5 protein-coding genes are annotated in these 17,200 nt (G+C 60.1%); 3 read left to right on the top strand and 2 right to left on the bottom strand.

All coding sequences use genetic code 11. From position 1 onward, the window contains the following. Positions 1 to 12: 12 nt before the first annotated feature. Entirely contained in the window at positions 13 to 10,998 is a 10,986-nt protein-coding gene (locus tag AB4N91_RS16495; protein WP_460111140.1) for a peroxidase family protein, read from the bottom strand. A gap of 693 nt (positions 10,999 to 11,691) precedes the next feature. Between AB4N91_RS16495 and AB4N91_RS16500 the strand changes: the two genes are divergently transcribed. Genes AB4N91_RS16500 through AB4N91_RS16510 form a run of 3 tightly spaced genes read left to right on the top strand, consistent with a single transcriptional unit; the run spans position 11,692 to position 16,105 of the window. Beyond that, entirely contained in the window at positions 11,692 to 13,428 is a 1,737-nt protein-coding gene (locus tag AB4N91_RS16500; protein ID WP_010458626.1) for a type I secretion system permease/ATPase, read from the top strand. Between the two features lie 6 nt (positions 13,429 to 13,434). Continuing rightward, the gene (locus AB4N91_RS16505; RefSeq protein ID WP_077750010.1) at positions 13,435 to 14,775 is read left to right on the top strand and encodes an HlyD family type I secretion periplasmic adaptor subunit; all 1,341 of its coding nucleotides are present in this window, start codon (positions 13,435 to 13,437) and stop codon (positions 14,773 to 14,775) included. A gap of 1 nt (position 14,776) precedes the next feature. Next, on the top strand, positions 14,777 to 16,105 hold the full coding sequence (locus AB4N91_RS16510) for a TolC family outer membrane protein (RefSeq protein ID WP_221108926.1): 1,329 nt from the start codon (positions 14,777 to 14,779) through the stop codon (positions 16,103 to 16,105). A 181-nt stretch (positions 16,106 to 16,286) separates the two neighbouring features. Here the strand turns inward: AB4N91_RS16510 and AB4N91_RS16515 are convergent, their stop codons facing one another. Then, positions 16,287 to 17,072 carry a sulfite exporter TauE/SafE family protein gene (locus AB4N91_RS16515; RefSeq protein WP_010458623.1) on the bottom strand — a complete coding sequence of 262 codons (786 nt, stop codon included), beginning with the start codon at positions 17,070 to 17,072 and terminating at the stop codon, positions 16,287 to 16,289. Positions 17,073 to 17,200: the final 128 nt, after the last annotated feature.

Consider the following 17,200-nt stretch of genomic DNA (forward strand, 5'->3'; position numbering starts at 1 on the left):
TTGATCAGAACCTCAAGTGGCCAGAATGAAGTCTGCGGCAGTGACGGTTGTTGCATCGGCCACACCGACCAGGCGGATGGATTCAGGCCCTGCGGAGCTGATCAAGGTATCCGCACCGATATCGGTGATGATAACGATGCCGGCAAAGGTCGCAGCAGTGACGCCGAACGCGGAAATATCGAGCCGGTCCTGGCCTCCCACCGCGTCGGCATCGAAGCCGATGATCTGATCGGCCCCGAAGCCCGCTGCGAACATGAAGATATCGTTGCCACTGCTGGCAACCATCATGTCGTTACCGGCACCGCCAGTGACCGTATCGTTGCCAATTCCGCCATCGATAAAGTCAACGCCGGTTCCACCCAACAATATGTCGTTAGCGTCACCACCGAGCAGCGTGTCGTTGCCTGATCCACCATTCAAGACATCCGCCCCATCACCGCCGTCGAGGCTGTCATCGCCATTGCCGCCGTTCAGGGTATCGGTGCCAATGCCACCGAACAGTTGGTCGTTGCCGTCGTTACCATTGAGGGTGTCATTACCCGCTCCGGCGGTGATGACGTTGTTCAACCCGTTGCCGTTGCCGACGAAGTTGCCGACTCCGGTGTAGGTCAGATTCTCGACATTAGCGCCAAGCGTGTAGCTGGCCAGCGAGGTCTGCACGGTGTCCGTACCGCCACCTAACACCTCGACCACCACGTCCAAGGCTGCGTCGACGACATAGGTATCGTTGCCGGCGCCCCCCACCAACCGGTCAGCACCTGCACCGCCATTGAGGAGGTCGCTACCCACCCCGCCGGTGATGATGTTGGCTAGCGCGTTACCGGTACCGGTGAAGTTTGCGGTTCCCGTATAGGTCAGGTTCTCGACGTTGGCACCGAGCTGGTAGCTCGTCAGACTGGTCCGCACCAGATCGGTACCACCACCCAGCGCCTCGGTGACAAGGTCACCGACGTTGTCGACCACAAACGTGTCGTTGCCGGCACCGCCGTTCATGGTATCCGCGCCGAGCCCACCGTTGAGGGTGTCGGTGCCGTCCTCGCCATTGAGGACGTCGTTGTCGTCTCCGCCGTTGAGGATGTCGTTGCCCGTGCCGCCAAACAACTGGTCGATACCGGCCAGGCCATTCAGCGTATCGCTCCCGCCCAGGCCAATCAGCACATCGTTACCCGCTGTGCCGGTGAGGGTGTTCGCAAAAGCATTGCCCTGCAGGACCACGCCACTCAGTACCGTTACTGCCGCCGTCGCCGCAGAGGTCACCGACTCCAGCGTGCCGAAGCCATCGGTGTAGCGCACGATCACTCGCAGTTGCAGATTGCCCTGCGCCGCACCCGGGGTGAAGGTCGCAGCAGTCGCACCGTTGATGTCAGTGAAGGACACACCGACACCTTGCTGCCACTGGAAGCTGAAGGTGCCCAGCCCATCCGCATCGACAATCTCGCCCGTCAGCGCGGTTAGCACCTGCCCTTGATTCGGTGTCGTATCGCTGATCAGCAATGCGCCTGTCGGTGCATCATTGGCGTTGGCCACCGGCCCCAGGGTGTTGGATGAAACGCTTTCGGCCGCACCGAAGTCATCCACGTAACCGATGACCACGCGCACTGCTTGTCCGACCTGAGCCTGGCCAAGCGCGAACGTGCTACCGGTAGCGCCGTTGATGTCGACGAAGCCAGACCCGTTGTTCGCCTGCCATTGGTAGGTGAACTGCGGATTGCTCAAGCCATCGACGTCGATGATGCTCGCCGGGTCAGCGGTCAACACCTGGTTCTGCACGGCAAGCCCGGTTAAGGTTGGCCCTGCAGTCGGAGCATCGTTGACGTTTTCCACCGGCCCCAGGATGTTGGACGAAACGCTTTCGGCCACACCGAACGCATCTACGTAACCGATGACCAGGCGCACTTCCTGATCGACCTGAGCCTGGCCAAGCGCGAACGTGCTACCGGTAGCGCCGGCGATGTTGACGAAGCCAAGCCCGTCGTTCGCCTGCCACTGATAGGTGAACTGCGGATTGCTCAGGCCATCGAGGTCGATGATGCTCGACGGGTCAGCGGTCAACAGCTGGTTCTGCACGGCAAGCCCGGTAACGGTCGGCCCTTCGGTCGGTGTGCTGTTCCCGGACGAATCGACGATCTCCAGCGTGCCCTTGGCATCCTGGTACACCGCCCGGACGCGGATGTTCAGACCTGCCACATCGTCCGTCACCCGGTAGGTGGTGCCGATCGCCCGCGTTGCCTCGCCCGCAGCGAGGGAGGTGATGTCATCATAAACGCCCGTGCCGGCAATGGTTTCGACCTGCCAGTAGTAAGCCACCCCGCCAGTCACCGCACCCGTCGGGTTGGTCCCGTTTTGGTTGTCCGCGTCGTGTACCGCCCGATCACTGACTCGCAGCAACTGGCCGGCGACAGGCGTTTCGTCACGCACACCGGTTGCAGCATCGAGGATTGCCAGATGACCCGATGGGTCGTTGTTTTGAGCGGTGCCCACTCCGGACGATTGCGCCACGTCAGCGAACTGCAGACGCTCGATGCCTGTCAGGCGATCGACGCCATCACGCCCCGCCACCGAGTCGGTCACGATGACAGTGTCGCCATCGATCTCGATGCCGTATTCCCCCAAATTACCGGAGAACAATGCAGTGTCGTAGCTGTCATTGCCGGTCAGAATCTCCCGCACGATGACCAACTGGCCCGGGTTGTAAGTACCGTTCAACATAAACGGCACCAGCGGCTCCATGCTGTCGAACGTGGCGATTTCCTCGCCTGTGCCATCGACATTTTCCCGCACGCTTATACGCACGTTCAGCCACTTGTCACCATCGATGATGTCGTCACCACCGCGACCTTCGATCAGGTCGCTGCCGCTGCCGCCGAGGATGATGTTGCCACCGTCGAAGAACGTTGCTCCGGCGGGCAGAAGATCAACCAGGCCGTCGATCAGGTTGATGTTGGTCAGCACACTGCCAGTTGCTCCGGCGCCGGGCAGTGTTGTGGCATCTTCGTTATCACCGCGCAGGTAGTCCCCGTGTGATGAACCCGACAAACCTTCCATGATGTCGAACCGCACCAGCGCCGAAGCCCCCGAACCCGGCACCGGCGGAACATCGAAAAAGCGATCGGTGAAGTCGATGGTCACGCCCTGGGCGAGCCCCTTGAAGGTTGCCCAGTCATAGCCGGAGCCACCGATATAGCGGTCACCCAGGCCGAGACTGCCGACCATGATGTCGTCGCCGCCCTCGCCGTTGAACTTGTCGTTTTCGCTAGCGCCGATGAACACATCGTGGCCGATTATCGGGTCGTTGCCGAGCGGGTCGAAGTTGTCGCCAGGTGCACCATCCGACGTGCCCTTCTCGATCCAGTCGTCGCCTTCGTTACCCATGTCCTGTTCGTTGGCTTTGCTGCCCAGAATGAAGTCGTTGCCGTGGCCACCAATAGCCTCGGAGGCGTCCTCGCCGGTCACGATGAAGTCATTGCCGAACCCGCCGATGATCAGGTTGACGCCATTGCCACCGTGCAGCACGTCGTTGCCGTCGCCCCCCTGGATGTTATCGTCGCCGCCGCGGTCAGTGATGATGTCGTCGCCGGCGCCACCGCGCAGTTGGTCGTTGCCGTCACCGCCTTCGATGACATCGTTGCCGCCGTCACCCCAGACCGTGTCATCGCCTTCACTGGCGATGAGGATGTCGGCATTGTTGGTGCCGCCCAGCACGATGTGCTGATCACCCGTGTACTTGATGTAGTTGGTGTCCGGTCCTGCGGTCAGCGGGTTGTCGCGGAACACGACCTGCTCGCCGTTCTCGCCAAGCGGATCAGCGTTGCCCAGGCCATCGTTGTACTGCTTGCTCTGGTCCCTTTCCAGATAGAAACCAGGGTCCGAGAACACCAGGCCCGGCAAGTGCGTAGCCGAGGTGTTGGCCATGATCAGCTTGGCGAACGAATTGCTTTCCAGTTCGGCATTCATCGACAGGCCAGCCGTACGCTCCAGATAGTAGAAGCGGTCACCGTCCTGCAGTTTTTCCAGCTGGTTCTCGAACACGAAGTTGAAGGTCGAGCCGAGCATGCCGCCGAACGGGGTTTTCTCTTCGGCCAGGCCGCCGATCCAGAGATCGATGGCATCTACGCCCGTGATCGTCACTCCCTTCAGATCGTCGGCAGTTCCCATCACCCCATCTTTGCCGGCCAGCGTGACGTTGGCCCAGGTACCGGTTCCGTTGAGGAAGTCCAAGCGGTCAGCCGGCGCATCATCACCACCAAATACCAGCGCCATGGCTGCAGCGCGTTTGGCTTCCAGTGTGGTCGCCTCCGTGATCGTGCTATGCGTGCCATAGGCTGCGATGAAGTTGATCAACGACTCTGGATGCTTGAGGTGCTGCACCAGGTCGACCCAGCTGATGTAAGGCTTGAGTTGGGTATCACCGGTTTGGCTGTAGATGTCGCGGCGGACCGCATTGAGCGAAGGAATCCCCACGTCGCGGCCACGGGCAATGTTGATCGCCGGCAGGTCGAGCGGCAGGCCGAGCAGGTTGTTGCGCAGCGCCTCGGTGACGAACTCGTCGATTTCGTTACCGGCTTGCCGAGTCATCCCACGCACGATCGCACTGGTCGCATCTTCGGGCGTCACGCCACTGGCGGCATACGCCAACGGGTTGAGGAACGCCGCGATCAGACCGAGTTGCTGATCAGGATCAGCGCTGTTCGGATCGCCGATCACGTTGAAGTCGACGTCGAAGCGATCGACGGTCTCGGTCAGCATCGAGTGGCCAAACCGGTACACGGTATGGGCGAACTCGGCGACGATCGAGGCATCGAGGTCAACGTCATAGACCTGGGTCGGTGCAAAGAACAGGTCAACGTTGGGCTGGATGGTCCGCGCAAACTCCTCGAACACCAGGTGCTGATACTGCATCTCGGTGCCGAACTTGGCAGCCTGGAACAAGCGCTCGCCATTCCACACAAGCGCATCGATCTCAGCCTGGTTGGCGGGCAAAGCGCTCACCGGAGTGAGCAGCCACTCGTTGAGGAAGGCTACGTCACCCGAATCAAGCACGGTGTCCTTGGTCTGCGCGACCAGCCGATTATGCTCGGAGTGGAAGATCGCATGCACCGCGGTCAGGCCGATGTTCTCGTTGACCCGGCCGTCGCCAGCGATGTAATGCGCATCGAGCAACTCGTTGTCGTAGGCCAGGTTGGCCCCGGTCTGCGGATTGAACGGCACTGCGTTGCCAGTATCCGAATCCGCGTCAGGCACGAGCACGCCACCGCTGAACACCGGCGCCGCATTGTGGGCAATGTCGGCGAGGAACTGGTGACCGGTACGCACAGCGTTGGTCAGGCTAATGGGGTCGAGCGGATTGCCTTCGACAAGGACGTCATCAGCCGTGCCACCAAGACCGTCAGCGCCCTTCATCACGACCATCGGGAAGCCGTTCGGCCCCTTGATGAAATTGCCATAAGCGTCGGTCGCCAACAGCGGGGAGTTGTCGACGTCGGCGTCGGTAAGGCGGATACCCAGAATGTCGTTGGCCTGCGCCTTGACCACTTTCCAGGTCGCCATACCACCGATTTCGGTGTCGTCTGCGGTACCAAACTTGCCATCCGCCCCCAGGTCACGGTTAGTGATCAATCTGCCGGTCGCGATGGGGCCGTTGTCGGTCAGCTCATAACCGCGCAGGAAAACCTGGTGTGATGGGTGCGAGCTGTAGGTCTGGTTTTGATCCACGAATGGCGACGTGGTGTTGGTGTGCTCATGGATGTCGTCGGCCGTGCCGAGAACGCCATCCGCCCCGGGCAGGTTGGTCGCGCGGGTCAGCACCATGAAGTTGGTGTTGCCACCGGGCACATACAGCGGATCATCCGGTTGCAGCGGGATGAAGATCGTGCCCGAACCGCCTTTGGTCACCAGGTCCAGACCGTGATCGAAGAACTGCCCGAAGAAGGTCATCCAGGCGTTGAACGGCGCGGACAACCCTGCGTCCGACGCGGTGTTCTCGAACAGGTACACATCATGGTCGTCGGCAGTACCGAACTGACCATCCATGCCGGGGCTGGCGACTATTCGAGTGCCATCCTTGAGCACGTCGTCGTTCCCCTCTGCGCCGAAGTTGAGCACACCGTCCGCACCCGGGTCGTAAGCAGTGGCATAGGCCGCCGGGTTGTTCGACGTCTGGTCGACGATCAGATTACTGATCGTGCGCGGCTGCGAGTCAAACACAAAGCCGCTGTTCTGCTGATACGACGATCCCGGAATGGCCGGCGAGCCGGGGCCGAAGAAGCCGGCAGGAGCACCTTCCGCCGGATTGAAGACCGGATCGGTCAAGCGCGGGAAGGTGTTATCCGCGGCACCAAACTCGGTGTTGTTGATGCCGTTGAGGTTCATCAGGTTGTTGTTCGAGCCGTCGACCGCACGCAGGCCCAACGGCGCGCGGATATTCGGGATCAGCGAGAGGATGTCCTGACCGGCCGCATCAGCCTCGGCAATCTTGATCTGATCAAGGATGAAGTTGAGGTCGGAGCGGACCATGTTAAGGCCCTCGCCCCCCGCGGTGGCATTGACTACCGGTGTCTGCGCCGTCGGCACAACCGGCTCGCCGGGAGCCACCACATCAGTCGGTTGCGAGAACACCACTTCAGTCGTGCCGTGACCATCCTGGTAGATCGCTTTGACCCGCAGTGCCAGCCCGGCAAGATCCGGCGAGACCTTGAACGTGGTGCCGTCGGCACTTTGGAACGCCAGGTCACCCGCTGGCAGCTGGATGATGTCTTCGAACACGCCGGTGCCGGGGTCGGCTTCGAACTGCCAATAGTAGGACACCGAGGCATTGTTGACGAAACCCTGCGGGTTACCCACCGTGATGTTGTCGGAATCGCGCACTCCGGCCATGCTCACCGTCAATGTGTCGCCCACTGTGATCGCGCCGCCGTTTCCATCCGCGACGGTCGGTCTGCCCAACGGTTGTGCGTTCAGATCCGGCACCAGCACTTGCTGGGTATCGGCGAACTGCAGGCGTTCGATATGCAGCAAGGTATCGGTGCCGTCGCGACCCGCTTCGGTATCGGTCACTGTCCAGACATCGTCCGCCACATTGGCCGTGCCTCGGGTGTCACGCGTCACCACATACTCAGACTGAAGGCCGGAGAAAACGGCAGTGTCGAAAGCCGCCCCGCCTGTCGAAGTGCCGGGCAGGATTTCCCGCACGGCCTTGAGCTGACCTGGGTTATAGGTGCCGTCGATCATGAACGGAATCATGTCGACCATGCTGTCGAAGGTGGCGATTTCAGGGCCGGTATGGTTGACGTCGTTGGGGCCATACACCGCAATTCTGACGTTGATCCATTTGTCGCCATCGATCAGGTCATCGCCACCACGCCCCTCGATCAGGTCACTGCCATTGCCACCGAGGATGATATTGCCCGTGGCAAAACCAGTGGTCGGCAAGCCGGCATCGGCCAGGAATTGCTCCAGTCCGCGAATCAACGCCACATTGGTCAGCGCACTGCCCGTGGTCCCGCCGTGGTCGGCAATCGTGATCGCATCAACATTATCGCCCTTGAGCACATCGCCAAATTGCGAACCGGACAAGCCTTCGACCTCGGCAAAACGGTCGAGGATCGAGGTCGGCGAGGCACCGACCGGATTGAACGGCCCGTTGTTCTGGTTTGGCGCGTTGCCGTGTGGTTGCGCCAGCGTGGCCATGGTCAGGTCAACGGTCACACCGACCCTGTCATTTTTGTAGGTCACCCAGTCGAAACCGGACATGCCGTCCATATTGTCCTGGGCATCGCTGCCGACGAAGATGTCATCGCCACCCTCGCCGATCATTTCGTCGAAGCCACCACCACCGACAAAGATATCGTTGCCGATCACGTCGTCATTGAGCAACGGCGAGGCGTTATCGCCTGGCGCGCCGTCCTGGGTGCCGCTCTCGATCCAGTCATCTCCTTCATTGCCCGTAGCTGGCAGGTTGGTCTTGGCCCCGAGGATGAAATCGTCACCCTGACCGCCGAAGGTGGTGCTGATGTCTTCGGTGGTGATGATGAAGTCCTGGCCATCGCCCCCCAGGATCAGGTTGCCGCCAACCAGCATGCTACCGGCGACGATCACATCGTTACCGGCATTACCTTCCAGACGGTTGTCACCGAACGAGTCGGTGATGATGTCATCGCCCGCGCCGCCCAGTACCGCATCGTTGCCGGCGCCGCCTTCGAGGCGGTCGTTGCCACCGTCGCCGTAAAGGGTGTCATCGCCCTCACCGGAGACGATGATGTCATTGCCAGCGGTGCCACCCAGAACGACATGGTCTTCGCCGGTGTATTGCAGATAATTACTGTCCGCCCCCACGGTGTCGGGGTTATCGCGGATCACCAGCGGCACGATTTCCACACCGTTGATCATGAGGCCGCCAGTTGGATCGGCGCTGCCCGCGCCAAGGCCAGTGAACTGATTGGCCTGATCCACTTCGAGGGTGAACGTCGGCGTCAGGAACACGGTGTTCGACAGGTGTGTGACATCGGTGTTGAGCATGATCAGCTTGGCAAAGGAGTTGTTTTCCAACTCGGTGCCGAAGTTCAGGCCCGCGGTACGCGACAGATAGTAGAAACGGTCGCCGTCCTGCAACGCCTCCATCTGGGTCTCAAACACAAAGTTGAACGACGAACCGAGCATACCGCCGAACGGCATCTTCTGCTCGGCGAGGCCACCGACCCAGAAGTCGATATCGTCGACGCCCGTGATCGTTACACCCGCCACATCGTCGGCAGTACCCAGCAGCCCATCCTTGCCGGCCAGCGTTACGTTGCCATAGGCACCGGTACTGTTGAGGAAGTCCAGGCGGTCAGCCGGCGCATCATCACCACCGAATACCAGTGCCAGGGCTGCAGCGCGTTTGTCTGCCAGCGTGGTCGCCGCCGTAATCGTTTCATGCGTGCCATAGGCTGCGATGAAGTTGACCAACGACTCGGGGTGTTTGAGGTTGTCCGCGAAGTCTGCCCAACTGATGTACGGCTTGAGTTGGCTGTCGCCGGTTGATGAGTAGAACTCACGCCGCGCCTCATTCAAGGTCGGGATACCCGTGTCGCGACCACGCGCCAGATTCAAGGCCGGCAAATCGAGGGGCAGACCGAGCAGATTGTTGCGCAACGCTTCAGTGACGAACTCGTCGATCTCGTTGCCGACCTGACGGGTCACACCGCGAATGATCGCCCCTGCCGCTTCGTCTGCAGTAGCGCCACTGCCGGCGAATGCCAGCGGATTGAGGAAGGCCGCGATCAGACCCATTTGCGAATCCGGGTTGTTCGGGTCAGTGAGCAGCGGATTAAATTCGGGGTCGAAACGATCGACGGTCTCGGTCAACATCGAGTGACCGAAGCGATACACCACATGGGCGAACTCGGCGAGGATGGCCGGGTTGATCGAGGTGTCATACCCGTTGGGGGCAAGGAATGCGTCAACCTGCGGCTGAATGGTCCGCGCGAACTCTTCGAAGACGAGGTGCTGGTACTGCATCTCGGTGCCGAACTTGGCGGCCTGGAACAGGCGTTCGCCGTCCCACACCAAGGCTGATATTTCGGCGAGTGTCGTAGGCATTGCGGCGACGTCGTCCACCAGCCACTCATTGAGAAACGCCAGATCGCCGGCGGCCAGGATGGTTTGCTTGGATTGCTGGACCAGGCGGTTGTGCTCGGAGTGGAACACATGGTGCACGGCGGTCAGGCCAATGTTTTCGTTCGCCCGGCCGTCGCCGGCAATGTAGTGGGCGTCGAGCAGTTCGTTGTCATAGGTCAGGTTGTTTCCGCCCGCACCCACGGGCTGCGCATTGCCGACATCGGCGTCGGCATCCGCTTGCAGAACCCCACCGACGACGACCGGCGCGGCATTGTGGGCGATGTCGTCGAGGAAACCATGTCCGGTGCTTACGGCGTTGGCCAGACTGATCGGCGCATCCCGGTTGCCTTCGACCAGTTGCGTGACGTCATCAGCCGTCCCGGCAATACCGTCGGTACCGTTACTGGTGCGCATCACCACCTGCGGCATACCGTTCGGCCCCCGGATGAAGCTGCCATAGGCATCAGTCGCGAGCAACGGCACGTTGTGCACATCGAGGTCGGTCAGGTTGATGCCGAGAATGTCACGGGCCTGGGCTTTTACCACTGCCCAGGTCGCCATGCCGCCGCTTTCGCCGTCGCCATCATCGGCCGTGCCGAATTTGCCATCAGCGCCGAGATCGCGGTTGGTAATCAAGCGCCCCGTTGCAATAGGGTCACCGGCCGCGTTGAGGACGTACTCACGCAGGAACACCTGGTGCGACGGGTGCGAGCTGTATGTTTGGCTCTGGTCTACGAACGGTGAGGTGGTGTTGGGCTGACCATCATCGGAAGTGCCGACAATTCCGTCCGCGCCGGCCGTACGCACTGCACGTGGCAGCACCATGAAGTTGGTCGGGCTGCCCGGCACAAACAACGGATCGTCCGGCTGCAGCGGAATAAACACAACGTCGGTACTGCTCTTGCTGAGCAGATCAAGGCCGTGGTCGAAGAACTGGCCGAAGAAGGTCATCCACGAGTTGAAGCCGGCGGTCAGGCCGGCGTCCGGCGACTCGTTGGGGATGAAGAATACTTCCTTGTCGTCGGCCGTGCCGAACACGCCGTCCAGACCGGGGCTGATCACTGGGTCAGCACCACCGTTCGCAGCGACAGCGGCCGGGTTGTTGGCGGTCTGGTCGTTGATCAGGTTACTGATAATCCGTGGCTGCGGATCGACCACCGTCCCTGTCCCGGCGTACGACGCACGATACGAAGCGTCAAGCAGGCGCAGGAAGGAATTGTCCGCAGCGCCAAATTCGCTTTGTCCGGCGACCAGGTTGTTGTAGCTGCCATCGACGGTTCGCAGGCCGTATGGCACCTGACTGTTGGGTAGCAAATCACTAAGGCTGGCGCCGTCGGCATGCGCTTCTGCGATGAAGATTTGCTTGAGAATGAACTCCAGGTCCGACTTGTTGAAATTGGCCATTTCGATTGCCCTCGATCTATATGGGAAAGGCTCGGGACGAATAAATCCTCCCGCGCCAAGTCACGTGCTGGCTTGCGCAGTTCGTTGGTTCAGTGTTTGGCGAGAGCAGGCGTGGGGCAGGCAAAGCCGTCCCCTGCGCCGGTGAATGCGCGCCTGGAATTCGCTGGATGAAATTGCTCGCTGAGCGTTTAGGCAGAGCGATTCCGAGCCACTGGTGGGCCATGGAATCGGGAAGTCGAAGCGAACTTCCTGAACAGCTCCGTCACGGTGCAACAGAACAAAATGATCGACATGCCGTGCTCCTTCAGGACCACCGTGCCCTGCACTTTCGAAGCGATGGCAAGATTCAGACGGGCGCCCTTGAACATGACTAAAGTTCTATAGCAATGCGCTGTCAATATTACGACGTAAAAAAATATCATCGTCATTGGACATGCCAACTTACTGTTATTAAACGACATATAAATATTCATACGAACTACTAGAGCGAAATGTTATTTCAAACTGTATCGCTAGAGAGACAAACGCCACCTACGCTGCTGCATGTGAACATAAAAATTTACGGAACTTTTCCAGGAACGCTATGGCTTGTGTCCGCGAGAAGCATTCGCAACTACATCTATGGTTTTTCACACATTTTCCTTGCTGCTTTTTGCCGCAAGCACACCCGGCTTTTCGGTGAGGGTCTATCAAATGCACAAGCTCTCAAGTACCCGATCCGAACTGGCCGACGCGCTCTTTCGACTTCGCCGCAGTTTTTACTCGTTGGCCGGATTCAGCGGCGTCATCAACGTCATGATGTTGACGCCAGCTATTTATATGCTGCAGGTCTACGATCGGGCCTTGGTCAGTCGTAACGTCACAACATTGACGATGCTGACCTTCCTGGTGATAGGCCTGTTCTTGCTAATGGCCACGCTGGAAATGTTCCGCACCCGTGTGCTGATCCGAGTCGGCAACTGCCTCGACATGGACCTCAATCGACGCATTTTCACCGCAGCATTCGAGCGCAACCTGAGTCGCGCCGGAGGCAATCCGGCCCAGGCCCTGCAAGATCTCGCACAGGTGCGTCAATTTCTCACCGGCAATGGTCTGTTCGCATTCTTTGATGCGCCTTGGACCCCCATCTACCTGCTGGTCGCCTATTTGATCCACCCGCTGCTCGGACTGGTCACGCTGATCGGCTCGCTGATTCTGGTGGGCCTGGCTTATCTCACCGAGAAGGCAACGCAAAAGCCACTGGCCGAAGCCAATCAGGCTGCCCTCACCTCCGCCAGCTACGCCAACAACAACCTGCGCAACGCCGAGGTTATCGAGGCCATGGGCATGCTGCCTTCGATCGGCAAGCGCTGGTACCAAAGCCATTTGCACATTCTGGAAATGCAGACCCTGGCTTCCGACCGTGCCGCCCTGATCAGCAGTACCGGACGCTTCGTGCGCATCACTTTGCAATCGCTGATCCTCGGCGCCGGCGCGTTGCTGGCGATCGAAGGCAAGATCACCCCGGGGATGATGATCGCTTGCTCGATCCTCACCGGCCGCGCGCTGGCCCCGGTTGAACAAGTCATCGCGTCATGGAAGCAATTGCTTGGCTGCCGTTCGGCCTGGGCCCGGTTGAACGAGATGCTGAACGACTATCCTCGCCGGCCACCGAGCATGTCGCTGCAGCGGCCGCTGGGCATGCTGGCGGTGGAGAATGTGTATGCCGGTGCGCCCGGCACCAGCAACACGATTCTGCGCGGAGTGAGCTTCAACCTTTCCCCCGGCGAAAGCCTTGGCATTATCGGTCCATCCGCCTCGGGCAAATCCACCCTCGCTCGTCTGTTGGTTGGCGTTTGGCCGGCGCAGGCCGGCAAGGTGCGCCTGGACGGCGCGGACATATTCACCTGGAACAAGGGCGAACTTGGCCCCTGGCTCGGTTACCTGCCACAGGACGTGGAGCTGTTCGAGGGCACCATCGCCGACAACATTGCGCGCTTTGGCGAAGTGGACAGCGATGCGGTCATACGCGCCGCCAGGACGACAGGAGTGCACGAGATGATCCTGCGTTTGGCGCAGGGTTATGAGACCCGTCTGGGCACCGATGGCAGCCCGCTGTCCGGAGGCCAGAAGCAACGCATCGCCTTGGCTCGCGCGCTGTATGGAGAACCCAATCTGATTGTGCTGGACGAGCCGAACGCCAACCTCGACGACGTCGGTGAAAAGGGCTTGGTCGAGGCGCTGGCTCAACTGAAAAACCGCGGCGCCACCGTCATTCTGATTTCCCACCGTCCCAATGTGCTCTGCGCCGTCGATAAGGTGCTGATGCTGCGCGACGGCGGTGTGCAGATGCTCGGTACTCGCGACGAAGTATTTGCAGCGCTGCGCAAGGCCAGTGTGATGCCTGCAGGCGCATCGACTCCGCTGGCCTCCGTCAAATCACGGGAGTGACCGATCATGCAAATGAGCCAACACACCGAGATGATTCTCGCCGATCCCAGGAACGTGGTGGATCTGGACGTCGGTAAACCCGTGCGCTGGGGCATGTTGCTGATGCTCGCCGGCTTCGGCGGCTTCCTCCTGTGGTCCTGGCTGGCGCCACTGGATGCCGGCGTGGTCGCGACTGGCACGGTCAAAGTCACCAGCAATCGTAAAGCCGTGCAGCATCTGACCGGCGGCACTGTGGAGGCCATTCTTGTTCGCGAAGGTGATGCAGTGAAAAAAGGCCAGGAGCTGGTCCGCCTCGACTCGCTGCGCGCCGCCTCCGAACAGGGTGCGGTCAGCGCCCAGTACATCGTCAGCAAGACGGTGGAAAACCGTCTGGAAGCGGAACGCGACGGCCGCGACGTGGTGAACTACGACCCCGAATTGCTCAAGCGCTTCGGGAATGACCACCGCCTGGTGGCCGCCATGAATCTGCAACAACGCCTCCTGGACACCCGACGCGCCGGCCTCGCTGGCGAAATCAGCATCCTTCAGGAAAACCTCGCGGCGTCGGCGGTGCAGCTCAAGGGCCTGCAGCAGGTCTATGGCGCCCGCGCCTCGCAGATCGACTTCCTCAACCAGGAACTAAAAGGTACCCGCGTGCTGGCGGCCGAAGGCTATGTGCCACGCAACCGCCTGCTTGAGCTGGAACGCAGCAATTCCGACCTCTCCGCCGGCCAGGCCGAAAACCTCAACAACATCGCCCGCATACGCAGCCAGACCACCGAAATCAAGCTGCGCATCCTTCAGCGCCAGCACGATTACCAGAAGGAAGTCGAATCGCAGCTCACCGACACCGCCAAGGAAAATACCACCCTGGCCGACCGCTTGCGTGCGCTGGACTATGAAGTGACCCACACGGTGATTCGCTCGCCGATCGATGGCATCGTCCATTCACTGAGCATTGCGACCATCGGCGGGATCATTCAGCCCGGCTTCAAAATCATGGAAATCGTTCCGGACAATGAACCGCTGCAGGTTGACGCGATGATTCCGGTACAGGCGATCGACAAGATGGTCCCCGGCCTGGCCGTGGACATTGCGTTTCCGGCCTTCAACCATGCCCAGACGCCCAACATCCCTGGCCGTGTGAAGACAGTCTCCGCCGACCGCCTGCTCGACGAGGAAAGCAAGCAACCGTTCTATCTGGCACAGGTAGAAGTCACTCCCGATGGCATGAGCCAGCTTGGCAGCAATCACATTCGTCCCGGTATGCCCGCCAGCGTCACCATCAAGACCGGCGAGCGCAACTTGATGAGCTATCTTCTCAAACCAATGCTCGAGCGTGTCGACAGCTCGTTCAAGGAACAATGAAATGGACCGTCATTGCCTGATCTTTTGCCTGCTTGCGCTGTCCTTCCCGGTTAGCGCCATGGACCTCAAGCAAGCCTGGGATCTGTTGCAGTACCAAGGCCCCGTCTATCGCGCCGCCGTACATGAAAAAGAGGCCGGCCTGGAAAACCGCGCCATTGGCCAGGCCGGCCTGCTACCGCAGATCAGTGCCTCGGCCTACGACAACAAGGTCAATGGCACCCAGCGCCAGAGCGGCATCGAAAGGGATCTCGACTACGACTCCAAGGGCGCTAATGTGCGCTTGCGCCAGCCGCTGTTCAACAAACAGAAAATGGCCGAGTTCCGCCAGGGTAAACAGCGTGCCGACTACAGCGTCGCGGTGTTCGATGCCAAGAGTCAGGACGCCGCAGTGCGCCTGGCCGAAAGCTATTTCGACGTGCTCCTGGCCAGCGAAACCATCATCCTTGCCAAAGCCAAGTTAAACGCCTTTGACGAGCAACTCGCTTCGGCTAAACGACGCATGGAGTTGGGGGCCGGTACCGTCACCGACATCGACGAGTCGATCGCTCGCCGCGACCTCGCCGCGGTTGAGCTGATCGAAGCGCAGGACAACCTGGTCAACGCGCGCCGCAAGCTTGAGGAATACATCGGAGAATCCCCCGAATCCCTGACCACCTTGCGTCCGACCTTCAATACGCCACCGCTGCTACCGAGCAACCTGCAGGACTGGTTAATCAAGGCTCAGACTGACAGCCCGCTGATCCATGCGCGCCGTCATAGCAGCGACCTCGCTGAAGAAGAAGTGAAGCGCGCCAGGGCTGGTCACTGGCCGACACTTGATTTCGTTGCCGGCTACACCGCGGGCGATAGCCAATCAATCTCCGAGCTGAATCAACGCAACCGCTACGCCTCAATCGGGCTGGAGGCAAACTTCCCGTTGTACAACGGTGGTGGCACTAGCGCGTTGACGCGCCAGGCGAGTGCCAATAGCTATAAGGCCCTGGACGAACTCGACGCTACGCGCCAGGAAGTCATCTCCGGTACCACCCGTGAGTATCGCGGCGTAGAGAGCGGCGCCCAACGTATTCGCGCGCTGGAGAGAGCAGTGGAGTCCAACGAACGCTCACTGACTTCGACACGCAAAGGCTTCAAAGAAGGCGGCACCAGCACCAACTCGGACGTTCTCAATGCCGAAGAGCTGCTCTTCGATGCGCGCCACGATTTGTTCGAGGCCAAGCTGCGCTACTTGATGTCGCGCCTGCGCCTGGCCTCTTCGGTGGGCAGTCTGGGCGACGACGATATTGACCACATCAACGACTACCTCGGCCCGGAGCTGTTGGTCACCAACTGACGTTCACCTGCGCAGCACTTTTTGAGCAGAGGGTGCGGCAGCGATCTTTATCGACAACCAAGAGTGCCCACACCTGTCCTTAAAATACAAAACGCCCGATGCGGTGCATCGGGCGTTCGGGTGAAACAGGCGTAGCCCTGCTTCAAGACTAGACAATTTACATTTTTATCTGGGGTACACGCTAAAACGCCAGTTTGTAGCCGATCAACACCAGCATCGTGGCCAGGCAAGGACGCAGCACTTCGTCGGAGATACGACCGGTCAAGTGGCTGCCCAGGTAAATCCCCGGCAGCGAACCCACCAGCAAGTAACCCAGCACCTGCCAATCCATGTTGCCCATGCTGGCATGGCCCAGGCCGGCGACCAGGGTCAACGGCACGGCGTGGGCGATTTCCGTGCCGACGAGGCGTCGGGTCGGCAGCAACGGATAGAGGATGAACAGCGCTACGGTGCCGAGGGCGCCGGCACCGATGGAGGTTAGCGCGACCATGGTGCCCAGGACCAGACCGGTGATGACCGTCAACACATTCAGGCGCGAACCGCTGGGGTTGTAATGGCCGCCAGCCCGTTTGTGGGCGAAGTCGAGCAAGCGTTTTTTGAAGAAAATCGCCAGGGCCGTGGCAAACAGAACGAAGCCGAGGGCTTGTTTGATAACGGCATTCATCGCGTCGGGAGAAGTCTGCAAACTGCTCAGGAACCACAACGTCAGCGCTACTGCCGGCACGCTGCCGAGGGTCAGCCAACCGGTGATCGCCCAGTCGATATTATTGTTCTTGCGATGAACCAGCACACCGCTGGATTTGGTAATGGCCGCGTACAGCAAGTCGGTGCCCACCGCCGTGGCCGGATTGATACCGAACCACAGCAGAATCGGGGTCATCAAAGACCCACCGCCTACCCCGGTCATGCCGACGATAAAGCCGACGACCAACCCTGCCACCACCAACCCGAAGTTAACGAAATCCATTAACACGCCCGCAATAAAACGCATGGAAAAACTGGACCGCAGCATAGCGATTTTTCTTATAACCAGTTATATCGATGCGAACTATCGTTATTCCACAACTTACTACTTTTCCTATTTACTCAACCCCC

This window comes from Pseudomonas sp. H3_D04 (genome assembly GCF_054669175.1).

Coding starts and splice junctions, on each gene's coding strand:
- AB4N91_RS16495 (WP_460111140.1), bottom strand. CDS start 10,998: ATGGCCAATTTCAACAAGTCGGACCTGGAGTTCATTCTCAAGCAAATC.
- AB4N91_RS16510 (WP_221108926.1), top strand. CDS start 14,777: ATGGACCGTCATTGCCTGATCTTTTGCCTGCTTGCGCTGTCCTTCCCG.
- AB4N91_RS16505 (WP_077750010.1), top strand. CDS start 13,435: ATGCAAATGAGCCAACACACCGAGATGATTCTCGCCGATCCCAGGAAC.
- AB4N91_RS16500 (WP_010458626.1), top strand. CDS start 11,692: ATGCACAAGCTCTCAAGTACCCGATCCGAACTGGCCGACGCGCTCTTT.
- AB4N91_RS16515 (WP_010458623.1), bottom strand. CDS start 17,072: ATGGATTTCGTTAACTTCGGGTTGGTGGTGGCAGGGTTGGTCGTCGGC.